This is a genomic window from Flavobacterium granuli (genome assembly GCF_900129705.1).
Classification (GTDB): Bacteria; Bacteroidota; Bacteroidia; order Flavobacteriales; family Flavobacteriaceae; genus Flavobacterium; species Flavobacterium granuli.
Genome location: NZ_FQWO01000003.1, coordinates 1 through 24,610 on the forward strand (window position 1 = coordinate 1; position 24,610 = coordinate 24,610).

Here is a 24,610-nt window from a genome sequence, read left to right on the forward strand (position 1 = left end):
GGGGCTCACCTCTTCCCATCCCGAACAGAGTAGTTAAGCCCGCCTGCGCAGATGGTACTGCAGTTATGTGGGAGAGTATGTCGTCGCCTTTCTTTAAAAACCCTGTTTCTAACGAAACAGGGTTTTTTATTTAAAGCAAATCCTAAATCCTATTCATTTTTATTGTTATCTATTCGCTACAATTTTTCAGTCCGAACACTGTCCTGGAAGGATTTCTACTGCTATCAAGGCTAGTGCAGGAGTGTTTTCAAAAGTATTGTATCTAAAAAATGTATTTTAATCGAACTTATGTGTTCTTCTATGATCAATTAGTTAAATTAAATCCCTATTTTTATATTTTAAGCATATTATTTATTGTTTGGGCCACATTTAGAAGTTTCGTAGAAAGACATTATCTAAGTTTGAAATCGTTCAAAATTAGCTGTCTTTTGCTATAATTTAAAAGAGAATGAAATAGTATTATACCTCGTCGACATTTGAAAATTGCAGGTACTACCTGCTAAGAGAGTTCTGAATCTCACTTGGAGTTATACGATAACTTCGGGTAAATATTAAGATTTGGAAATAGCAATGGTAGAAAGAATCAATAAAGCTGTCCATAAAACTAGTCATATGTTTTGCAAAATAGAAAACGCATTCAAATATTCTTTTTATTTTTTTTTGACAACTTATGATTAGAAAAATTATGTTAAGTCTTTTTTCTTAAAGCAGTAATTTTAGTCATAATAAGAACCTCGGGCGGAAGTTGTTATTTATCAATAAATTCATCTGAAAAAAGGCTATTAATCAATAGATAATATAAAGTTACATTTCGCTTAATTAAACTCAATAAGTAAATTTTAAAATTAAATAAATATGAAAATTAGATTAGTACTTATAACAATTCTTCTTATAAGTTTTCAAAACTTTTTTGCACAGGAAGTGTCATCAACTCAGGTCTTAGATACTGTTAAGGCGAAAATTCTGGATTTGGAAAAACAAAAACGTGAACAAGGGCAGGAGCAACAATTAAAAGCAGACAAACTGGCTTTGAAAGAAAAAGAAAAGGCTGAAAAAGATTTTAAAAAGCAACAAAATAAACTAGAAAAAGACCAAAAAAAGTTAGAGAAAAAAAAGAGGCAATTTGAAAAACAGCAAGAAAAAATAGAAAAAGCAAAAAGTAATGTTGAGAAATATCAAAAAAGACTAGAAAGAGAACAAAAGAATCTTGAGAAACGACAAACTAAATTGGAAAAAAACATAGGCAAAAGAAAACTTTCTCCAGTAGAAATTGAAAGAGAAAATGTCAATATTACTAAACAACAATTAAAAATTAGAGTACTGGAAGAAGACATTGAAAATGCTCAAAAGAAACTTAAAAAATTGAGATAACGTATTTTTTATGTAATAAAATAGAAAGGGGGCTGAAATACTATTTCAGCCCCCTTTCTATTTTTATTCAATTAATAGTTTATACAGTGGTAATTGCTGTAGGTAATGGAAGTTGATTTTTTAATAAATCCTCAAAAGTTTCACGAGCTCTTATTAAATGTCCTTCTCCATTTAGCCACAATACTTCAGCTGGTTTGTAACGAGAATTATAGTTTGAAGCCATAGAGAAGCAATAGGCTCCTGCATTTCTAAAACATAAAATATCTCCTTCTTTTATTTCAGAAATTCTTCTATTGTTAGCAAAAGTATCTGTTTCGCAAATATACCCTACAACGGAATAAAACCGCTCTTTTCCTTTAGGATGAGATATGTTTTCAATATGGTGTTGTGAACCGTAAAACATTGGACGGATCAAGTGATTGAAACCACTGTCAATTCCTGCAAAAACAGTCGATGTAGTTTGTTTTACCACATTTACTTTGGCCAAAAAGAATCCTGCCTCACTTACCAAGAATTTGCCAGGTTCGAAAATTAAAGTCAATTCTTTACCATATTCAGTACAAAAAGCATTGAATCGTTTACTTAGTTTTTTTCCTAATTCTTCGATGTCGGTTTCGATATCATCTTTTTTGTAAGGAACTTTAAATCCACTTCCGAAATCTAAAAATTCTAAGTTTTTGAATTTTTTTGCCACATCAAATAAGATTTCGGCTGCATATAAAAACACTTCGATGTCTAAGATGTCTGATCCGGTGTGCATGTGGATACCTACGATATTCATTTTCGTATTTTCGACAATGCGGAGCAAATGTGGTAATTGGTGAATAGAAATACCAAATTTACTATCAATATGGCCCACTGAAATATTTGTGTTTCCTCCAGCCATAACATGGGGATTGATACGGATACAAACTGGAACGTTTGGGTGTTTAGTCCCAAATTGTTCCAATATAGACAGGTTGTCAATATTAATTTGAACTCCCATGGCGTTTACCTCTTCTATTTCTTCGAGAGAAACTCCGTTTGGGGTATAGAATATTTTTTCAGGCGCATATCCTGCATGGAGACCTAGTTCTACTTCTTGGATTGATACTGTGTCCAGTCCTGCTCCCATTTCTTTTATTAATTGAAGAATGGCAACATTAGATAGGGCTTTCATCGCGTAATTGACACGTAACTTATCTACCTTTGAAAAAGCCTTTGTTAATCTGTTGTATTGAGATTGTATTTTTTCGGCATCATAAACATATAAGGGATTGCCAAATTGTTCTGCTAATTGTAGTAAGTCTTTTGCTTGCATTGTTATTATTTTTTAGCAAATTTATTATTCTTTATTGATACTACAATGGGATTTATGAATTCTAACAAATTATAACAAAGTGTTATAAATTAAACAAATAGTGGTTTTTATACTTTTGTTGTTGTTTTATGCTCCTGCCATAAGCAAGGGTATTTTTTATCTAAAAATAAAAAGAGGCTGCCTAATATCATTTTAGACAGCCTCTTTTTTGATCCTATTTAAGAACTATAAACTGGGTAAGTCACCGTTGCCTTTTGTGGGTAAGTTTGTAGATCCCATTAAAAATAAATCTACTTCTCTTGCTGCCTCACGACCTTCAGAAATTGCCCAAACAATTAATGATTGTCCGCGACGCATATCACCAGCGGTGAAAATATGGGGCACATTAGTTTGATAATTTGTGGCCTTATAGTTGTTTCTCATATCAATCTCAAGGCCTAATTGCTCACTTAGCGTTTTTTCAGGTCCCGTAAATCCAAGAGCCAGTAATGCTAAATCACAAGGCCATATTTTTTCAGAACCTTCTTTTTCTATTAATTCTGGTCGTTGTCCTGGGGTGATTTTCCAAGCTACTTCAACGGTTTTTAATCCTGTTAATTCCCCTTTTTCATTCGAAATAAATTCTTTGGTGTTGATTAACCAATTTCTATCGCAGCCTTCTTCATGTGATGATGAAGTTTTAAGTTGTAAAGGCCAAAATGGCCAAGGAGTTGTTTCACTTCTTCCTACTGGAGGTTTTGGTAAAATCTCAAAGTTGGTCACTGATTTTGCTCCGTGCCTGTTTGAAGTTCCAATACAATCAGAACCTGTATCTCCACCACCAATAACTATTACATCTTTAGCTGTTGCTTTAACTTGATCCGGAATTGATTCTCCGTACAATACTTTAGTTTGTTGGGTCAAAAAGTCCATAGCTTGGACAACTCCTTTACTTTCGATACCTTTAGTGGGTAAACTTCTTCTTTCGGTAGCTCCACCGCACAATACGATAGAATCAAAAGTATTCAATTGTTCAATACTGTAATTTACACCAACATTTACATTGGTTTTAAAAACAATTCCTTCGGCTTCTAAAATTGCTACACGTCTGTCTATGATCCCTTTTTCCAGTTTGAAATTTGGAATTCCATAACGCAGTAAACCGCCAATGGCATTGTCTCTTTCGAAAACAGTTACGGTATGTCCAGCTCTATTTAATTGCTGTGCTGCTGCTAAACCAGCAGGACCAGAACCGATAACTGCTACGGTTTTTCCTGTTCTTTTTACAGGAGGCTGTGGTTTGATCCAACCTTCGGCAAAACCTCTTTCGATGATGTTTTTTTCAATATTTTCAATGGCTACTGGCTCTTTGATGATGCCTAATACACATGATTTCTCACATGGAGCGGGGCATAAGCGTCCTGTAAATTCAGGGAAATTATTTGTTGATTGTAAAATTTTTAATGCACTTTCCCATTCTTCCTGATGTACCATGTCATTGAAATCTGGAATCAAATTTCCTAATGGACATGAACTATGACAGAAAGGAATGCCACAATCCATACATCTTGAACCTTGTTCTTTAATTTTATCTTTGGTTAACGGAATAGTAAACTCATTGTAGTTTGAAACACGTTCTTTTACTGCTATGTTACTTTCGTCAGTTCTATTATACTCTTTAAATCCTCCTATCTTACCCATGACTATGCTATTAGTTCTTCAATTTTCTTTTCTTCTGCGATTCTCTGCAATGCTTTTTTATAATCAGTTGGCATTACTTTGATAAAATACTGTTGCTCGTTTTCCCAATTTGCCAGAATACGTTTAGCTAATGGGCTGCTGGTATATAAGCTATGGTTTTTAATTAAACGTTTCAACTTAGTAAAATCATCCTGTTCCATTGTGTCGAAAGCAACCATTTCCATATTACAGGAATTAGAATCGAATTTTTTATTCTTATCATAAACATAAGCTACACCACCACTCATTCCGGCGGCAAAGTTTCTTCCCGTTTTTCCTAGAATAACAACAGTTCCACCAGTCATGTATTCGCAACCGTGATCTCCAATTCCTTCAACAACTGCTGTTGCTCCAGAATTTCTCACACAGAAACGTTCTCCGGCCATACCATTAATATAGGCTTCACCAGTAATAGCTCCGTAAAGTGCAACGTTACCAATGATAATATTCTCTTCCGGTTTGAAAGTTGCAGTTGGTGGAACTTTTATAATTAGTTTCCCTCCAGAAAGCCCTTTTCCTAAATAATCATTACAGTTTCCGTGAATTTTGAATGATAAACCATTGGTAGCAAAAGCACCAAAGCTTTGTCCGGCCGAACCTTCAAAATCAACTAATATAGTATCTTCAGGCAGCCCTTGTTCTCCATAAATTTTGGAAATTTCGTTACTCAAAATAGCTCCAACGGAACGGTCTGTATTTTTAATTTTAAAAGTAACTCTCGTTTTTTCTTTTCTGTAAATAGAAGGAATTGCTTCTTTGATAATTTCAAAATCCAATACATTTTCTAATGCGTGATCTTGTGTAGTTGTATTGAAATTTGGAACCGTTTTTGCTTTTTCTGGTTTGTATAAAATAGCAGACAGATCTAAACCGTTTGCTTTATAATGTTTAATGGCTTTGTTTACATTCAATTTTTGTGACTGTCCTACCATTTCTTTTAAGGTTCTAAAACCCAATTGAGCCATTATTTCTCTCAATTCTTCAGCGATAAAGTACATGAAGTTGATAATATGCTCAGGAGTTCCTTTGAAATTCTTTCTTAACTCAGGATCTTGTGTTGCGATACCAACTGGACAGGTGTTTAAATGACAAGCCCTCATCATAATGCATCCCGATGCAACTAAAGGTGCTGTGGCAAAACCAAATTCTTCAGCTCCAAGTAAAGCAGCGATAGCTACGTCGCGTCCTGTTTTTAATTGTCCGTCACATTCTAATACCACACGGCTTCTTAAATCATTTAGAATTAAGGTTTGTTGGGCTTCGGCTAATCCAAGTTCCCATGGAATACCAGTATGTTGCAACGAAGTTAAAGGTGCAGCTCCAGTTCCTCCATCATAACCTGAAATCAAAATTACATCGGCTTTTGCTTTGGCAACACCGGCAGCGATGGTTCCAACGCCAACTTCCGAAACTAATTTTACGTTTACACGCGCTTCACGATTGGCATTTTTTAAATCAAATATCAATTGAGATAAATCCTCAATAGAATAAATATCGTGGTGTGGCGGTGGAGAAATTAAGCCAACATAAGGTGTGGAGTTACGAGTTTTGGCAATCCATGGCACTACTTTTTCACCAGGTAATTGACCGCCTTCTCCGGGTTTTGCACCTTGAGCCATTTTGATCTGAATCTCTTTGGCATTGGTCAAATAATTGATAGATACACCAAATCTTCCAGAAGCCACTTGCTTGATAGCGCTATTTCTAGAATCGCCGTTTAGGTCTTTTTGAAAACGCTGCGGATCTTCTCCTCCTTCTCCGGAATTACTTTTTCCGCCAATTCGGTTCATGGCGATGGCTAAGTTTTCGTGAGCTTCCTGACTGATAGATCCATAAGACATGGCTCCGGTTTTGAATTTTTTTACAATTTCAGTCCAAGGTTCCACTTCGTCAATAGAAATTGGATCTAAATTATTGAATTCAAATAAACCTCTGATGGTCATCAGGTTTCTGCTTTGGTCATTTACCATTGTAGAATATTCCTTGTAACTTTCAGGACTGTTTAGTCTTACAGCTTGTTGCAGTTTAGAAATCGTTGTTGGGTTGAACATGTGTTTTTCCCCATTTCTTCTCCATCTGTAAATACCTCCAATTTCTAATGGCAAAAGATTGGCAACTTCTGAATTTGGAAAAGCATTTTGATATCTTTTTTTGACTTCTTTTTCTATTTCCATCAAACCAATCCCTTCAATTCTGGAAGGAGTATAAGGGAAATATTTAGAAGAAAATGTTTTATTTAATCCTAAAATCTCAAAAATCTGTGCGGCTCTGTACGAATGTAAAGTAGAGATACCAATTTTGTTCATGATTTTAAGAATTCCTTTTGCAATGGCTTTATTGTAATTTTTAACAGCATAATCAGCCTTAACACCTGTAATAAAACCTTGGTTTACTTGGTTATGAATGATTTCATTGACCATATAAGGATTGATCGCGCTTGCGCCATAACCAAATAATAGAGCAAAATGGTGTGGTTCTCGCGGTTCAGCTGATTCGATTATAATTCCAAATTTCGAACGAACCTTTAGGATATTCAAAGAATGGTGAATGTAAGAACAAGCCAATAACATTGGTATCGGAGCCATTTTTTCGCTTACGCCTCTGTCTGAAAGAATTACAATATTACATCCTTCAGAAACGGCTTTGAAGGTAGCCTGGACACATCTTTCAAGAGCGCGTTCTAAACCATTTACCCCTTTTTCGATATCATATAAGATCGAAATAGTTACCGATTTGAAATCAGCATGATCGATGTTTCTGATCTTATCTAAATCCTCATTAGAAATTACCGGATTTTGTATTTTTAATTTTTTGCAATGCTTTGGTTCAATATCAAAAATATTGAAATCGCCACCAATAGCCAAACTGATATCAGTGATAATTTCCTCTCGAATCCCATCCAAAGGCGGATTTGTCACCTGGGCAAATAATTGTTTGAAATAGTTGTATAGCAGTTGAGGCTGGTCTGATAAAATAGCCAAAGGAGTATCATTACCCATCGAACTGATTGCCTCGGCTCCTTGAGCTCCCATTGGGTTTATGATTGTTTTCAAATCCTCTATCGTATATCCGAACAAACGTTGTCTGGCTTCGAAATCGATACTTTCGGTAGGAATTGCATTATCTGTGTAAGGGATTTTGGCTAATTGCAATAAATTTTCATCAAGCCATTTTCTGTAAGGACGTTTCGTTACAATTGCGTTTTTAATTTCCTCATCTTCAATGATTCGGCCTTCATTCATGTCTACAAGAAACATTTTTCCAGGCTCTAAACGGCCGTGTTGAACCACATCTTCCGGCTTGATGTCTAGGACTCCAATTTCTGACGACATGATTACAAAACCACTTTTGGTAAGGGTGTAACGAGAAGGACGTAATCCATTTCGGTCTAATAAGGCACCAATAACATTTCCATCGGTAAATGGAATAGAAGCAGGGCCGTCCCAAGGTTCCATAATACAAGAGTTGTATTCGTAGAATGCTTTTTTGTCATCAGACATGGTTTGATGTTTTTCCCAAGCTTCGGGAACCACCATCATCATTGCTTCGGGTAAAGATCTTCCTGTCATTAACAACAGTTCAATGACCATATCCATCGAAGCCGAATCGGATTTTCCTTCTAATATTATAGGGAATAATTTTTTAATATCCTCACCAAAAATATCACTTTGCATCAATTCTTCACGAGCACGCATTCTGCTGATGTTACCACGAAGCGTGTTGATTTCTCCGTTATGACACATATAGCGGAATGGTTGCGCCAGTTCCCAAGAAGGAAAAGTATTGGTAGAGAAACGCTGGTGTACAAGGGCAAGTCTGGTTACCAAGTCATCATCAGATAAATCAGTATAATACCTGCTGATGTCTTCCGGCATCAATAATCCTTTATATATAATGGTTGTAGTTGATAAACTTGAAAAATAAAATCGATGACTTTCTGAAATTTTTGAATTTAGAATGGCATGTTCGGCTATTTTTCGGGCTGCGAATAATTTGGCGTTGAATTGTTGTTCGGTCAGTTCTAATCCGTTTTTACCAATAAACACTTGCTTTACTGTGGGTTCTTTTTCGGCCGCTATTTGTCCTAAATTAGAAACATCAACAGGAACTTCTCTCCATCCTAAAATTTCAAGGTTTTGTTCTTTTATAGCTGTTTCAAAAGTTGTTTGACAAAAGGCAGTTTGATTGTTCTTTTTTGGTAAAAAAACCATTCCTACGGCATATTGTCTGGTTTCCGGAATTTCGAAATCACAGACTTTTTTAAAAAAGGCATGTGGTATGTCAAATAATATTCCCGCTCCATCACCTGTTCTTCCGTCAGAACTGACAGCTCCTCGATGTTCCAGCTTTATTAATATGTCTAGTGCTTTATGAATAATGTCATTAGACTTGATTCCGTTCAAATTACATATAAATCCTGCGCCACAGTTGTCGTGTTCAAATTCCGGCAAATAAAGGCCTTGCTCTTTAATTTTCATGCTTGATGTTTTTTTACAAAAATAAAGATTTTATTGAATATAATTCATTGATTATATCTAATGTGTATGATTTTTAAGGATATTGTAGAAAAATGTTCAATAAAAATCAATGTTGTTTTTTATAAGGACTCAAATTGACAAATTAATAATTGGGTTTGCGCTTTCAGAATCAAAATTGTGAAAATTTATCAAATCGGACCAGTTGGGTTCTAAAATTTCAAACGTTATAGTGTTTTTGATTGTTTTTTTTTAATGAAATCGATCGAAAATCGAGTTCAAGATGAATTCTTTTTAGATAATAAGTTTAAAGCATTTTAAAATAGTAAAAAGATTTCTCTGTTTAGATGAATTTTGTTATTTTTGCGGCACTTATATTCTGAAATAAATTCAGGATCCAGACAAATTCTATATTATGAACATACACGAATATCAAGGAAAAGAGATTTTAGCTAGCTACGGAGTTCGCATTCAACGCGGAATCGTTGCAAACAATGCGGATGAAGCAGTTGTTGCCGCAAAACAATTAACTGCAGAAACCGGTACAGGTTGGTATGTGATCAAAGCACAGATTCATGCAGGTGGACGTGGAAAAGGTGGTGGAGTAAAATTGGCCAAAAACATTCAACAAGTAGAAGAAATTGCAGGACAAATCATTGGGATGCAATTGGTAACACCACAAACTTCTGCCGAAGGTAAAAAAGTACACAAAGTTTTAGTTGCTGAAGATGTTTATTATCCTGGAGAAAGTGAAACTTCTGAGTTTTATGTTTCTGTGTTATTGAATAGAGCGACAGGTCGCAATATGATTATGTATTCTACTGAAGGTGGAATGGATATTGAAGAAGTGGCTGAACATACACCAGAATTAATCTTTACAGAGGAAATTGATCCAGCTGTAGGATTACAAGGTTTTCAAGCAAGAAGAATTGCTTTTAACTTAGGTCTTTCTGGAAATGCTTTCAAAGAAATGGTGAAATTTATCGATTCTTTATACAATGCTTATATTGGATCTGATGCATCAATGTTTGAAATCAATCCGGTTTTGAAAACATCTGATGATAAAATTTTGGCAGTAGATGCTAAAGTAAATATCGATGATAATGCTTTATACAGACAAAAGAAATATGCTGATATGCGCGACATTCGTGAGGAAAACCCAATCGAAGTAGAAGCGAAAGAAGTTGGTTTGAACTATGTAGATCTTGACGGAACTGTAGGATGCATGGTAAACGGAGCTGGATTAGCAATGGCTACTATGGATTTAATTAAGTATGCTGGTTTTGAGCCTGCAAACTTCCTTGACGTAGGAGGAACAGCTGATGCAAAACGTGTTGAAACTGCTTTCCGTATCATCTTAAAAGATCCAAACGTAAAAGCTATTTTGATTAATATTTTTGGTGGTATCGTTCGTTGTGACCGTGTGGCGCAAGGAGTTGTTGATGCTTACAAAAATATGGGTGATGCAATTAAAGTGCCTATCATTGTTCGTTTACAAGGTACCAATGCAGCTATTGCAAAAGAATTAATCGATAATTCAGGAATGCCAATTTTATCTGCTGTTGAGTTTCAAGAAGCGGCTGATCAAGTTCAAGCGGCACTTTCTTAATTATAAAAGTTATATAAAAAAAATCCTGAGTGAAAGCTCAGGATTTTTTGTTTTTAATTTGCTATATTTTCAATCGAATCTGATTCGTAAACAGTAAAACCTTTTATGTTTTTTTGTGCAATTGTTAAAAGTGCTTTGGCTACGGTTTCACTTTCTATGGGTTTGTATTTTTTTAGTTTTCCAAAAAATAAAAACGATACTGTTCTCATAAAAATACCCGCTACTCTTTCGCCTAATCTAAATTCTTGCCTGTTTCCCAAGAGTAAAGAAGGTCTCAATATGGAAACACTTTCAAAACTGGAGTTTTCAAGAAAATCTTCTATTTCTCCTTTTGTTTTGAGGTAGAAATTATTAGAATATTTATCTGCACCAAGGGATGAAATAAGCAGAAATTTCTTGACTTTGTTTTTTGAAGCAAAAGAGGCAAACTGTTGTGGATATTTAAAATCTACCTTTTTAAAGGCTTCTTTAGTTCCCGCTTTTTTGATAGTTGTGCCAATAGTGCAGAAAAAATCATCACCAACAATCAATTCTTGATAGCTTTCGGGCTGGTCAAAATCGATAATGTGTTGGCTTAATTTTGGGTGTTGTTTTCCAGAGTCTCTTTTTACAAACGAAATTACCTTATCGTAGTCTTTACTTTCTAAAAGGAAATTCAATAATTGAGAGCCAATTAAACCTGTACTGCCAATAATTAGAGCCGTTTTCAAAATTTTATGATTTCTTATTCTTACCGAAATTGAATTTCACTTTTTCGACTACTTGAACTTTTGAATTTCCTTTAGGATATTGCTTTTTCGAAGGTTTTTTGGCTGCAGGCTTCGATTTTGAAGGAGCTTCATCACCTCTTGATTTTTCTTCGTCTCTTGGTTTTGCTTTAAACTCTGGCCTTTCTTTAGCGCTTTGTTTTGCCGGAATTTGGGCTTTGTGCTTGGCTAAAACGTCATTCGGATTTTTTGGATTTTCTTTTGTCCCACGCAAATGAATTACTAATCCGTTTAGGAAATTACGCAATACCTGGTCTCCACATTCCATATAGTTTTCGTGTTTTTCATCACGGAAAAAAGCACCTAACTCGGATTTGGTAATTCTAAAGTCTACCAATTCCAGTATTTCAACGATTTGGTCATCACGTAACATTAAAGCTACACGTAATTTTTTGAAGATATCGTTATTTGTCATCATATTCTAATTTTTTACAAATGTACGGTTAAAAAGTAAGTGGTTGTAATTTTAGCTTCAGAATTGGTATTGGTTTAGAATGCTAATTAATTTATTTAAATCTTCTTTCTTGTGATTGGCAGTAAATATAATTCTATTTAAATCCTTATCTCCTGAGGTGTATTTAAAGTTAGTCAAGATTATTTTATTGGAAAGAAGTTTTTCGTTAATTCCGTCTATTTCAGGATAGATTACTGGATAATCAGGATTAAAGGGGAATGATTCATTTTTAGATAATAAAGTGGCAATATAATTCAGGTTGTTTTTTAGTTTATGATGTTGTTTTTTGTAAATTTCTTCGGCTTCGCCCATTGCTTCTACAAGCGCAGGATTCATACAAGCACTTGAAATAAAAGAATCGTTCACCATCATTTGATTAACAAACGAATGATCGGATGCTATGACACCGCCGCTCACGCCCATGGCTTTCCCTAAAGAAGCCACCATGATCTTACGTTTAATGTTTTTATGCTGAATTGTAGAGAATATTCCACATCCATTATTGCCTAGAATCCCTAAAGAATGAGATTCGTCAAGAACCAAAGTAATTTCTTTATTGGACGTTATTAAGTTTATTACTGATAAATCGATCGCTTGGATGTGAAAGCTCGGTACAGCATCAGTCAGCAAGGTGATTCTTTCATAAGTATTGTCTAGCAAGCGAGGATTTATTTCATTTCCAATAAAAACGGGCAGGCTATTAGCAGTTTTTAAGGCTGCGTGGATATTGGGAAAATGAAAGAACACATCAGTTTGTGGAATTAGTTCTTCGATTACTAGCTTTGCGGCGAGCATTCCGGATGAAACTGTAACTGTAGCTTCTGACTGGATGTATTTAGCCAAAAAAGATTCACCTCTTTCATAGGCTGTGAGTTGGATATTGGCGCTTCTAGAGCTGCCATAGGCTGATCCCCAGCGCAAAATGTTTTTGATGACTAGTTGTTGAAATTCAGGATTTGTTGGCATTCCTAAATAGGCCGTTCCTCCAAAATAGAGATATTCTTTGTTGTTTAGTTCAATTAATCTATCGGGGAATTGGTTGACTTTCATCTAAAATTAAATTAAGGTTACACCAGTTCCATTCAAGTCAGAATAGCTTACTTTTCCATTTTCTATTGTCACTCCGGTCGCAATGTCTTCAGCTAGGAGTAGAGCGCCATCCATATCCACATAATCTAATTGTGGCAATAAATGGGCAATTGCCGAAATTCCCACAGTCGATTCGGTCATGCAACCTACCATTGTTTTCATTCCAAGTTTTTTTGATTCTTGGATCATTCTTCTTGCTGGAGTCAATCCGCCACATTTTACTAATTTTATATTTACACCATGAAAATGATTGTGACATTTAGCAACATCTTCTTCAAGAATACAGCTTTCGTCAGCAATAATTGGCAAGACAGAATGCTTGAAAACTTCTTTGTGTGCTTTCCAATCATCGGCTTTTATGGGTTGTTCAAGGAATTCTACTCCTAGTTTTTTCAATTCTACGGCATTATTAATGGTCTCTTCAACTCCCCAACCGCAGTTGGCATCAATTCTAAAAATAGCATCGGTGTGTTTTCTTAATTCTTTTACAATCGCAATGTCTTCGGCTGTTCCTAGTTTTATTTTGTAAATAGGCCAAGGCAATTCTTGCATTTTTGAGAGCATTTTCTCAATCGAGGCAATCCCAATGGTGTAATCGGTCAATACATTTTTTTCAGTGCTGTAGTCCCAAAGTTGGTATAATTTCTTTCCTTTTTTTCGAGCATATAAATCAGTAAAGGCGATGTCAAGGGCGCAAAGAGCAAACATATCGTGCTTTAAATACGAGTAAGCTAATGCCCAGAAATCCTCGGGAGATTCATTATCTGAAGACTCAATCAAAACTCTGATTTTTTCTAAATCCTGTATCATCATCGGGACGGTGATGTTGTAATAGGGGTTTGAGGTTGCTTCTCCATATCCAGAGAAATCCTCACTTTGTAATTCTACAATTAAGGAAGGCTGTGTTTGTATTGATTCTCTCGAAATCGTAAAAGTATGCTTTAGTTTAAGATTGTATTGTCTTAGGATTAGTTTCATAGGTAGATAATGTTTTTTTCATGAGAATGAGTTGTTGTGTTCTTTGATTGTTGTTCGCCATTTTTAATTATGTGGATTTCATAATAAGTTATAGTGAATCAATAAAATTAAGAGCTATAAATGTATCCAATTTAAAAAGAATATAAAATTCCTTTTTTAGATTTTTTAATTCTTGGAACAGCTAATGATTATTTAGGTTGTATTTAGTTAAATAATATAAGAACAGTCGTTTTTTACTAAAAAAAGCCTTCTAGGCTTATAAAACAATGAAAATGGAGCAATATTGTTTAATAATTGCTGGTTTTTGCGTTTTTGATTTTAAAATGATATTTTAGCTAAAACTAATTATTTTATGAACACATTTGAAGAAAAGAAGAATTTGCTATTGGACATGATTGCATTTTCAACAGTAGACGGACAATTGCATAAAAAAGAATATGATTTTTTATTTGTAATAGCTAATGAGTTGAATATTGAAAAAGGAGGTTTTAACGATTTGTTTCATCAAGAATTACCTAAGACTGTTGTGAGGTCTGAATTTCAAAGGATTCAACAATTTTACAGATTTGCACTTTTGATGCATATTGACGGTGTTTTACACAAGAAAGAGGTTCATGAAATACACCAAATAGCCATTAGTATGGGGCTAAATCCAGATGCTGCAAAACGAGTATTGAAGAAAATGAATAAGGCGCCAAACGCTATAATTGATCCAAAAGTTTTATTGGAAATTTTTAAAGAACAGCACAATTAAGTCAATTGTTCCTGTAGTTTTTTGATCTCATCGCGCAATTTTGCAGCCTGCATAAAGTCTAAGTCTTTTGCCGCTTTTTCCATTGATTTGCGTTTTTCCCGAATTCGTTTTTCGATCTCTTCTTTCGATAAATATTCTGTTACCGATTCCGCTGCGCTATCTAAATTGTAGCCCAATTCATAATCTACCAACGGATTTTTGGTGAAAGCGCTTTCTATCTTTTTATTCAGCGCCTGAGGAGTTACGTTGTTTTGCGTATTGTAATTGATTTGTTTGGTTCTGCGATAGTTGGTTTCATCAATTGTTTTTTGCATGCTGGCTGTAATTTTATCAGCATACATTATGGCTTTTCCGTTTAGGTTTCTAGCGGCTCTACCTATGGTTTGTGTAAGCGAGCGATGGCTGCGTAGGAAACCTTCTTTATCAGCATCTAAAATGGCTACCAGAGATACTTCTGGTAAGTCGAGACCTTCACGAAGCAAGTTGACTCCAATCAGAACATCAAACAATCCTTTTCTAAGATCTTGCATGATTTCGATACGTTCCAAGGTATCCACATCCGAATGGATATAGCGACAACGGATACTAACTTTTGTTAGGTATTTGGCTAATTCCTCTGCCATTCTTTTGGTCAAGGTTGTAATTAGGACGCGTTCATCCAATTCGCATCGTTGTTGGATTTCTTCAATTAAATCGTCTATTTGATTTAAGCTGGGGCGTATTTCAATTATAGGATCTAATAATCCTGTAGGACGAATCACTTGTTCTACAACAACGCCATCCGTTTTTTGTAATTCATAATCAGCAGGAGTTGCGGATACATAAATCACCTGATTTTGCATCGCTTCAAATTCTTCAAATTTTAAAGGACGGTTGTCCATGGCCGCAGGAAGTCGGAAACCATATTCTACCAGATTTTCTTTCCTGCTTCGGTCACCGCCATACATGGCATGAACTTGAGAAAGAGTTACGTGGCTTTCGTCGACTACCATTAGAAAATCTTTTGGAAAATAATCTAATAAGCAAAAAGGTCTTGTGCCTGCTTGTCTGCCATCAAGATAGCGGGAATAATTCTCTATTCCGGAACAATAGCCTAATTCTCGGATCATTTCTAAATCGAAATTAGTTCTTTCTTCTAGACGTTTTGCCTCGAGATGCTTGCCAATTTCTTTGAAATAATCAACTTGCTTAACTAAATCCTGTTGAATTTCCCAAATGGCGCCTTGCAGCACATCCGGAGAAGTCACGAACATATTGGCAGGATAAATCGTCAGTTTTTCGAATTTTTCGATGACTTGGGAGTTTTTTACATCGAAAGATTCAATTTCTTCGATTTCATCACCAAAGAAGTGAATTCGAAAAGCATCATCGGCATAGCTTGGATAAACTTCGACCGTATCTCCTTTTATTCTAAAGTTTCCAGGTGTAAAATCAGCTTCCGTTCTGGAATATAAGCTCTGTACTAATTGATGTAATAATTTGGTACGAGAAATAACTTGATCTCGCTCAATTTCAATCACGTTTTTCTGAAATTCTACAGGGTTTCCAATACCGTACAAGCAAGAAACAGAGGCGACTACCAGAATATCTCTTCGTCCCGAAAGTAGGGAAGAAGTAGTACTCAAACGCATTTTTTCTAATTCTTCATTTATAGATAAATCTTTCTCAATAAAAACCCCTGTAACTGGCATAAAAGCTTCGGGCTGGTAATAGTCGTAGTAGGAAACGAAATATTCTACTGCATTATTCGGAAAAAATTGCTTGAATTCTGAATATAGCTGAGCAGCCAAAGTCTTGTTGTGCGCCAAAACTAATGTAGGTCTCTGTACTTCCTGGATTACATTGGCCACTGTAAATGTTTTACCAGAACCGGTAACTCCCAATAAAGTTTGGAATTTTTCGCCGTCAATGATACCTTGAGCTAGTTTTTCAATGGCTTGTGGCTGGTCGCCTTTCGGCTGGTAATCGGATACTACTTGGAAATTCATTTGTGTTAAGGAGCAATGTTTTAGAATTGCAAAGTTACAAAGGAAATAAAGATAAAGTGCAATCTAATCAAACTTCCATTTTTGATGTTGTTCTTTACTCATAAATGTCCAAGCGACAATGCGGCTGTTTTTTCGGCCTTGAGCCATGTCAATGGTTTTTACTTCAACAATATTGACTTTATTCAAGGTTTTATAGATGCTAGAAAGATGCGATTGTTTCGATACTAAAGTGGTAAACCATAAACATTGCATCGGGTATTTGGCGCTTTCATAAATCATTTGGGTAATAAAACCTAGTTCACCGCCTTCGCACCATAATTCGGCATCGTGTCCTCCAAAATTGAGTACCGGTATTGTAGATTTTTTGTTTTCTAAATTATTGACTTTTCGCAAAGATCCTTTGGTAGCTTCTTCCAGTGACTTGTGGAAAGGGGGATTACAAATAGTGAAAGCAAATTTATCTTCGGGAGTAATAATATTTTTAAAAATAAAACGAGATTCGGTTTGCTGTTGCAAGCTAATATTTTCGATCAATTTTGGATTTGCTTTTAGAATCGCACTGCAATTTTCAATTGCTTTTTCATCAATATCCGTTCCTACGAAACTCCAGCCATAAGCAGCATTTCCTATTATTGGATAAATTCCGTTTGCTCCAATACCAATGTCCAAACCTTGAACAGTGTGACCTTCTGGTATGATTCCATTGTTGCTCAAAGCAAGTAAATCAGCAATATAATGGATATAATCGGCTCTTCCGGGAATGGGAGGGCAAAGGTAATTTTTAGGGATATCCCAATTTTGAATGTTGTAATGCGAACGTAATAATGCCTTGTTCAAAGACTTTACAGCTTCAGGATTACTGAAATCAATGGTTTGCTTCGCCTGTTCGCTATCGCTCGAGTCAATGTGGTGTTTGTTGAATGAAACAAAAGCCTCTAATTCTGGAGAATCTTCGATTAATTGTTTAAAATCATACCCAAATCGATCAAGATTTCTAGGGTGTAAATTCGTCTTTTCGGTAATGGTTTTTGTTTTCATTTTTTGAATTTCGATGCAAAGATAGTTAATCTCTTGCTGTGAACACTCAAAATTAGCTGTTAAGGTATAAATTACGTAGGTTTATCTTACATATTTAATCCATGCACTCCATCATTAGCAAATCTCCTTGGTCGTGCTCAATCGTTGTGATTCCGTCTTTGACAACATAGTTGCTGCTTCCAGTTCGATAACCAATCGTGAGACTGTCGTCTTTTAAGGGATAAAATAAATTTTCGGAATGTATTCCGGTCACATGTCCGATTGGAATTAAAGAAATGGGTGTTCCTGCAGTATACCATTTTTCGAATTTTTTTGGTAATAAAAAAACTTTGGAATGGTCGTCCAATATCACGATTTTTAATTTCTCTCTGTAGCGTACAATATTGGTAAGATTTGTAATCGTGTGATCTGCTCTTCTGCCGGTTGCCCAAACGACATTGACGGCCGGGATTTTTCGTTCTATTAAATAATCGAAAGCTTTTTCTAAATCCGTTTTATTCTGATCCGGAGTATGAACAATTTCTAAGGGATATTGAGAAGTCTGATATATTTCCGGATTGAAACCTCGGTCAAAATCACCCAAAAGAACATCAATTTTTATGTCTAAGTGCATCACTCTTTCGATGGCGGAATCCAGTACAATAACTAAAGGAGACCACTCTAGTAGTTGTCCTAATAATTCAGGATGACAGGAGGCACCGTTTGCAATAATTAAGGCCGGTTCCTGGTCGTCGCGAACGATATGATGTGATGACATTGTGATTTTAGATTGCAGATTGGATTGCAAAGGTAGAAAAAAAGGACTCAGTATTTATGGGTTATCTAGAACGAAGTTATTCGATGATATATTTTTTACTGTCTACTTCACTCAGCGCAAAATAACCTAAAGGATAATTAGAAAAATCAGTAGTGTTGATGATATTTCCTCTAACGGTTGCCGGAGGAGATTGAAAAGGACCGCCACCACCATTTCCGGCAATACTGACTAATACGCTCAAGTAATTGTAATATGTTTTTGAAATTCCAAAATGGGTTATTTCTACTTGGTCACCACTTTTTAACTCATCATTTTGCGAAAGACTAAAGAATTCGTTTCCCTGAAAAAAGGTGTCCACATCAGTATAATAATTTGATTTTAACTGGTTAGAATAAGCGTATTTGTAAAAGTAATAATTAGATTCTTCGGCGGGATCGTTGAAATAGGTTTTGATTTCGATGTCTTTTCCTGTAAAACCACCAGTATTATTTTGTATGATTTTTGTAATTGGAGCAACTGATTTTAGTGTTTCGGTGGCCTTGTAGGTATTGTTATTGTGAATTACGGTTAATGTATAGGTTTCGTTTAGTGCCGGAGAAAAATCAGAACAGAGATATTCACCTGTTTTTGGAGTCTCAATAAAATTAAAAATTCTATCTGAGCTATTTTTGATAAAAACTGTTGCTCCGGAAACTTTAGGAATAACAGGATTATAGAAATCAGTAGTAGTGGTTAGCTTTATTTTTTGAATATTTCCATTTGTCCCTTTTTGCCAGTTGATAGAGGCTTCTATCACTAGTTTTGGTGGAGCAGTATTCAAGTCTACTTGAACTACTTCTTCGCAGCCGTTAATGAAAAAGGTGATTAGTATAAGGAAAGAAAAAGTTATTTTTTTCATGACAATTAAAATTTAAAATTATAACTAACGGCAGGGACAATTCCGAAAATGGACGTTTTTATGGCTTCATTGTTTCCTGTTTCTGAATTTTGTTTGAAATTAATCGAAGCGGCATTTTTTCGGTTATACAAATTGTAAATGCTAAAAACCCATTCACTTTTCCAGCTTCGATCTTTATTAGAACGAGGGCTTAAAGTTGCCGAAATATCCAGATGATGATATGCTGGAAGGCGGTTTTGATTTCTCAAGCCGTAACTCGGGATAGTCACACCAAGATATTCGTATTGGCCAACGGGATAGCTTACCGGTTGTCCGCTTTGTAAAGCAAAATTACCTCCAAAGGACCATTTGTCATTTAAATAATAAGAACCAGTTACAGCAATGTTGTGCAATTTGTCATATACTGACTTATACCATTGTCCATTGTTGATTCCGGTTTCTGCGGCTGTTCTTCCGGGTGTTTGTTGTTCTGATTTAGACAAAGTATATGAAATCCAACCATTAAGCGGACCTTCATTTTTCTTGAACATTATTTCCAGACCATAAGATCGCATACGGCCATTTAAGATTACTTGTTCGATGGCTTTGTTAGCAATCAAATCGGCACCATCAATATAATCCAATCGATTTTGAATTTTCTTATAATAGGTTTCCACTTCCAGGGAATAAGCTCCCTCGTTGAAGTTTTTAAAATAACCTAGAGCTAGCTGATCGGCAATTTGAGGTTTTATATAATTGTCGCTAGGTGTCCAAACATCGAGCGGAGTAGGGGATGAAGTATTAGAAATCAATTGTAAATACTGAACCATTCGGTTGTAGCTGGCTTTTACAGATTGATTTTCGTTGAGTTGGTAAGCAATTGAAAATCGAGGTTCCCAATTGTTAAAGCTTTCAATGACCTTGTTTTTGGAATAAAATTGGGTTCCTATAGGAGTGGCTTTTTCATAAATCTGCATATCCGTATTGAATAATACGGGATTGTTGTTTTCATAAATATTGACCGTGGATGTTCCTAAGCGGTAAAACAAACTGTAACGAAGCCCGTAGGATAGGGATATTCTATTGGATAATTCCTGCTCGGCATTGATGTAAACGGCAGGTTCTAAAGCTGTTTTTTTGTCCAATTGATCTGCATTGATTCCTGATTCAGGGTTGGAGGGTTTTATACTACCGGGATTAAAGTCGTAATAAATGGCATTTGTCCCGTAATTCAATTTGAACTTATCTGAAATATAATTTTTAAAGTCGTATTTGATATTGTAATTTTTAATGCCAGAATCCCATTTGAAACCGACGAAATCCAAATTGAGACCATAATAATAGTCACTGTAAATAAGCGATAAATTAGAAAAAAGCTTGTCTGAAAACAGATGATTCCAGCGTAAATTCAGGGTAGAGTTTCCGTAGATATTGGTAAAACTTTTGTTTAAACTGAATACATCGCGTCCAAAATAACCGGATAAATACAAGCTGTTATTAGGATTGAGTTTGTAGCTTAGTTTGGTGTTTAGGTCATAAAAATAGGCTGCATTGTTTTTTTGTTCCTCGGATAGCTTTAGGAATAAATGCGCATAAGAACTCCTCCCTCCAATCAGGAACGAGCCTTTGTCTTTTACTAATGGGCCTTCGGCTAAAATCCTGCTGGAAATTAAACCAATTCCTCCATTGATATGAAAACTTTTACTATTTCCGTCTTTTTGATAAATGTCTAAAACAGAAGAAGCTCTTCCTCCAAAACGGGCAGGAATTCCTCCTTTGTATAATTTTAAATCTTTGATAGCATCAGGATTGAAAACAGAGAAAAAACCAAATACATGTGAGGAATTAAAAATAGTAGCCTCGTCTAATAAGATCAAATTTTGGTCAGCTCCGCCGCCGCGAACGTTAAATCCTGAAGCACCTTCTCCTGCATTAGTAACTCCGGGTAACAATAAAATAGATTTCAGGATATCGACTTCTCCCAAAACAACGGGCATTTTTTTTATGTTAGAAACAGAAAGTTTGTTGACGCTCATTTCCGGAGCGCTAATGTCTAATGTGTTTTTAGTATTATTTATTACAACTTCTTTTAAAGCGGTTTCATTTCCTGAAAGTGCAAAGTTGTATTTTGTGTTTTGATTGAGATCAATTGTTTTTTCAATGGTCGCATATCCTAAATATTGTATATTAATTTTGTAATTCCCTTTAGGTAGCGTGATGGAATAAAATCCGTACTCGTTAGTTGTTACTCCTGTTTTTAATTCGGGGACAGTCACATTTACTCCAATTAAGGTTTCGTTACTGCTTGTATCTGTGATGGTACCACTTAGAGTAAACTTTTGCTTTGCCAGTTCGCTTTCGCTTGGATTCTGGGAAAAAGTATTCAAACCGGATAATAATAGGGTAAATAGGAGGACGATTTTATAGTTAATCATTGTTAGGATTTAAATTACAAATTTGACCAAAATAGAACTAAGTCGCTATAAAACAAGTGTTAAAGTAACGTTAATGTAAAAAGGCTGCCTTTTTAGAGACAGCCTTTTTGATGCTTATTGAAATTGTATTATACTATTTTAGCCAAAATAGTATTGAATGTTTCGCTAGGACGCATTGCTTTATTGGTTAACTCAGGATTAGGTTGGTAATAACCTCCTATTTCCTGTGCTTTGCCTTGGGCACCTATTAATTCGGCATTAATTTTTGTTTCATTTGCTTCAAATTCTTTTGCAATAGAACTGAATTTAGCTTGTAATTCAGCATCATTGGTTTGTGCTGCAAGTGCTTCAGCCCAGTACATTGCTAAATAGAAATGAGATCCTCGGATGTCAATCTGGCCAATTTTACGAGCAGGCGACTTGTCATTTTTTAAGAATTTATCATTTGCCTGATCCAAAGTTTCAGATAAAACAATCGCTTTTGAATTGTTTAAGGATTGTCCTAAATGTTCTAAAGAAGCGCCTAATGCTAAGAACTCACCTAGAGAATCCCAACGCAAGTAGCCTTCTTTGGTAAATTGTTCAACGTGCTTTGGAGCAGATCCTCCGGCACCGGTTTCAAACAAGCCACCACCATTCATTAATGGAACAATAGAAAGCATTTTAGCTGAGGTTCCTAGTTCAAGAATAGGGAATAAGTCAGTTAAATAATCACGTAGTACGTTTCCTGTCACAGAGATCGTATCTAATCCAGCTTTGGTTCTTTCCAAAGTAAAGTTAGTCGCTTCAATAGGATTCAAAATACGGATGTCTAATCCTGTTGTATCGTAGTATTTTAAGTATTTTGTTACTTTTTCGATAAGTTGTCTGTCGTGCGCTCTGTTTTCGTCTAACCAGAAAACAGCTGGAGTATTTGATAAACGTGCTCTATTTACGGCAAGTTTTACCCAATCCTGAATTGGAGCATCTTTGGCCTGACACATTCTAAAAATATCTTTTGCTTCTACGTTTTGTTCCATTAAAATGTTTCCATTGGTGTCAACCACGCGAACAACACCGTCAGCGGTCATTTGGAATGTTTTGTCATGAGAACCGTATTCTTCTGCTTTTTGTGCCATCAAACCTACGTTTGGAACACTTCCCATAGTTGTTGGGTCAAAAGCACCGTTCTTTTTACAGAAATCTATTGTTGCAGTGTAAATACCAGCATAGCAACGATCCGGAATAATAGCAATTGTATCTTGTAAGTTTCCGTCTTTGTTCCACATTTTTCCAGAAGTACGAATCATAGCAGGCATAGAGGCATCTACGATCACATCTGAAGGAACATTAAGGTTTGTGATTCCTTTTTCAGAGTTTACCATTGCCAAAGCCGGGCCATTTTCAATTGCCTGATTGATGGCGGCTTCTATTTCAGCTTGTTGTGGATGTCCTGCAATTTTTGCGTAAACATCACCTAAACCATTTCGGGTGTCAATGTTTAATTCGCTAAATAAAGTGGCATATTTTTCGAAAACATCTTTGAAATATACTTCTACAATAGCCCCAAAAATGATTGGGTCAGAGACTTTCATCATGGTGGCTTTCAGGTGAACTGAAAGTAATACATTGTTCTTTTTAGCTTCTTCGATAGTTTTGGCTACAAAACTTTTCAAAGCATTCAAGTGCATTACTGAACTGTCAATGATTTCACCTGCTTTTAATGGTGTGCTTGCTTTTAATACAGTAGTTGAACCGTCTTTGGCAACGAATTCAATTTTAACATCTGTTGCTTCTGCAATTGTCAATGATTGTTCACTTCCGTAAAAATCACCGTTTTCCATCGAGGCAACTTGTGTTTTTGAATCTGATGACCAAGCACCCATGGAATGAGGATTGACTTTTGCGTAGTTTTTTACCGCTCTAGGAGCTCTACGGTCTGAGTTTCCTTCGCGTAAAACTGGGTTTACGGCAGAGCCTAATATTTTGGAATATTTTAATTTAATTTCCTTTTCAGCATCGTTTTTAGGCTCTTCCGGGAAATCAGGTATTTTGTAACCATGAGATTGTAATTCTGCGATTGCTTCTTTTAATTGAGGGACAGAGGCAGAGATGTTTGGTAATTTGATGATGTTTGCTTCAGGTGAAGTGGCTAGTTTTCCAAGTTCAGCTAAGGCATCGTTCACTTTTTGGTCTTCGGTCAGGAATTCCGGGAAAGTAGCTAGAATTCTGGCGGCAAGTGAAATGTCGGCAGTTTCTATTTCAATTCCTGCAGTTGCGGTAAATGCTTGTACAATTGGTAAAAAAGAATAAGTCGCTAACAAAGGCGCCTCATCAGTCAAGGTGTAAACAATCTTTGATTTTTGTGTCATTTTTTTTATTTTATAATCGTATCCTGATTAAATTAGGATGTAAAGGTGTATTTTGCTTAAAATTAAGCAAGGCAAATATATGAAAATCAGACTGAAATCAGAGGACGTTTTGAATAGAAATAATGGAATAATTGGTTAACTAACGAGTTGGCTTTAAATTGTTAGATTTATAAGGGCTTTGTGTGGGGTTTTAAACAAAAAAATCCCGACAATGTCGGGATTTTATGATAAAGAGATCGTTGACTATCTTCTTTTGTCTTTAATTTTTGCTTTTTTACCAGTAAGTTCTCTGAAGTAGAAAATTCTAGCTCTACGAACTGCACCTTTTTTGTTGATTTCAACTTTTTGTAAAGCTGGTAAGTTTACAGGGAAGATACGCTCAACACCTACTGCACCTGACATTTTACGAATAGTAAAAGTTTCAGTACTTCCAGTACCTCTTCTTTGGATAACTACTCCTTTGAAAAACTGTGTTCTAGTTTTTTCACCCTCTTTAATTTCGTAGTAAACTGTGATGGTATCACCAGCTCCGAATTCAGGGAAATCTTTTCTTGTAACAAATTCGCTATTAACGAAATCTACTAAATTTGCCATTTTAATTGCTAATTATGGTTTTAAATCTAATCAACATTCACGGGTATCGCCAGA

The 24,610-nt window shown here is 35.6% G+C and carries 17 protein-coding genes and 1 rRNA gene; 4 read left to right on the plus strand and 14 right to left on the minus strand.

The features are described from left to right. Positions 1-92, plus strand: a 5S ribosomal RNA gene (gene rrf, locus BUB25_RS05035); the annotation flags it as partial. 763 nt (positions 93-855) lie between these two features. Continuing rightward, positions 856-1,371: a hypothetical protein gene (locus BUB25_RS05040; protein ID WP_072941082.1), complete on the plus strand. Its 516-nt coding sequence runs from the start codon at positions 856-858 to the stop codon at positions 1,369-1,371. 79 nt (positions 1,372-1,450) lie between these two features. Here the strand turns inward: BUB25_RS05040 and lysA are convergent, their stop codons facing one another. The 3 genes from lysA to gltB all read right to left on the minus strand — a co-directional run bounded on the left by lysA (position 1,451) and on the right by gltB (position 8,868). Then, positions 1,451-2,671: a diaminopimelate decarboxylase gene (gene lysA, locus BUB25_RS05045; protein WP_072941085.1), complete on the minus strand. Its 1,221-nt coding sequence runs from the start codon at positions 2,669-2,671 to the stop codon at positions 1,451-1,453. Between the two features lie 225 nt (positions 2,672-2,896). Next, positions 2,897-4,351 carry a glutamate synthase subunit beta gene (locus tag BUB25_RS05050; RefSeq protein WP_072941088.1) on the minus strand — a complete coding sequence of 485 codons (1,455 nt, stop codon included), beginning with the start codon at positions 4,349-4,351 and terminating at the stop codon, positions 2,897-2,899. Between the two features lie 2 nt (positions 4,352-4,353). After that, positions 4,354-8,868, minus strand: coding sequence for a glutamate synthase large subunit (gene gltB, locus BUB25_RS05055; protein ID WP_072941106.1), 4,515 nt, complete (start codon positions 8,866-8,868; stop codon positions 4,354-4,356). Between the two features lie 412 nt (positions 8,869-9,280). On the opposite strand from gltB, the gene sucC reads away from it, so the two are divergent. Then, complete coding sequence (gene sucC / locus BUB25_RS05060; protein WP_072941108.1) at positions 9,281-10,474, plus strand: ADP-forming succinate--CoA ligase subunit beta; 1,194 nt, start codon at positions 9,281-9,283, stop codon at positions 10,472-10,474. Between the two features lie 53 nt (positions 10,475-10,527). On the opposite strand, the gene BUB25_RS05065 is transcribed toward sucC, so the two are convergent. The 4 genes from BUB25_RS05065 to BUB25_RS05080 are packed head-to-tail and all read right to left on the minus strand — an operon-like array spanning position 10,528 to position 13,762. After that, positions 10,528-11,184, minus strand: coding sequence for an NAD(P)H-binding protein (locus BUB25_RS05065; RefSeq protein ID WP_170860230.1), 657 nt, complete (start codon positions 11,182-11,184; stop codon positions 10,528-10,530). Positions 11,185-11,188: 4 nt separating this feature from the next. Next, positions 11,189-11,656 (minus strand): DUF1456 family protein, encoded by a 468-nt coding sequence (locus BUB25_RS05070; protein ID WP_072941114.1) that lies wholly within the window; start codon positions 11,654-11,656, stop codon positions 11,189-11,191. 57 nt (positions 11,657-11,713) lie between these two features. After that, positions 11,714-12,745: an aminotransferase class I/II-fold pyridoxal phosphate-dependent enzyme gene (locus BUB25_RS05075; RefSeq protein ID WP_072941116.1), complete on the minus strand. Its 1,032-nt coding sequence runs from the start codon at positions 12,743-12,745 to the stop codon at positions 11,714-11,716. A 6-nt stretch (positions 12,746-12,751) separates the two neighbouring features. Next, a complete protein-coding gene (locus tag BUB25_RS05080; RefSeq protein ID WP_072941119.1) occupies positions 12,752-13,762 on the minus strand; it encodes a dipeptide epimerase in 1,011 nt (336 codons plus the stop codon). Between the two features lie 352 nt (positions 13,763-14,114). On the opposite strand from BUB25_RS05080, the gene BUB25_RS05085 reads away from it, so the two are divergent. Next, entirely contained in the window at positions 14,115-14,516 is a 402-nt protein-coding gene (locus BUB25_RS05085; RefSeq protein WP_072941122.1) for an excinuclease ABC subunit B, read from the plus strand. On the opposite strand, the gene uvrB is transcribed toward BUB25_RS05085, so the two are convergent. The 7 genes from uvrB to rplS all read right to left on the minus strand — a co-directional run bounded on the left by uvrB (position 14,513) and on the right by rplS (position 24,556). Next, a complete protein-coding gene (gene uvrB, locus BUB25_RS05090) occupies positions 14,513-16,504 on the minus strand; it encodes an excinuclease ABC subunit UvrB (RefSeq protein ID WP_072941125.1) in 1,992 nt (663 codons plus the stop codon). The two genes, BUB25_RS05085 and uvrB, sit on opposite strands and share 4 nt — an antisense overlap. A gap of 63 nt (positions 16,505-16,567) precedes the next feature. Continuing rightward, positions 16,568-17,542, minus strand: a complete 975-nt coding sequence (gene rlmF, locus BUB25_RS05095) for a 23S rRNA (adenine(1618)-N(6))-methyltransferase RlmF (protein ID WP_072941127.1) — start codon at positions 17,540-17,542, stop codon at positions 16,568-16,570. 94 nt (positions 17,543-17,636) lie between these two features. Beyond that, positions 17,637-18,299, minus strand: a complete 663-nt coding sequence (locus BUB25_RS05100) for a thiamine diphosphokinase (protein ID WP_072941129.1) — start codon at positions 18,297-18,299, stop codon at positions 17,637-17,639. Positions 18,300-18,375: 76 nt separating this feature from the next. Beyond that, positions 18,376-19,197 (minus strand): DUF4249 domain-containing protein, encoded by an 822-nt coding sequence (locus BUB25_RS05105; RefSeq protein ID WP_072941132.1) that lies wholly within the window; start codon positions 19,195-19,197, stop codon positions 18,376-18,378. Positions 19,198-19,202: 5 nt separating this feature from the next. Further along, the gene (locus BUB25_RS05110) at positions 19,203-21,611 is read right to left on the minus strand and encodes a TonB-dependent receptor (protein ID WP_072941136.1); all 2,409 of its coding nucleotides are present in this window, start codon (positions 21,609-21,611) and stop codon (positions 19,203-19,205) included. 128 nt (positions 21,612-21,739) lie between these two features. Beyond that, on the minus strand, positions 21,740-23,962 hold the full coding sequence (locus tag BUB25_RS05115) for an NADP-dependent isocitrate dehydrogenase (RefSeq protein ID WP_072941139.1): 2,223 nt from the start codon (positions 23,960-23,962) through the stop codon (positions 21,740-21,742). A gap of 243 nt (positions 23,963-24,205) precedes the next feature. Continuing rightward, on the minus strand, positions 24,206-24,556 hold the full coding sequence (gene rplS / locus BUB25_RS05120; protein ID WP_072941142.1) for a 50S ribosomal protein L19: 351 nt from the start codon (positions 24,554-24,556) through the stop codon (positions 24,206-24,208). Positions 24,557-24,610: the final 54 nt, after the last annotated feature.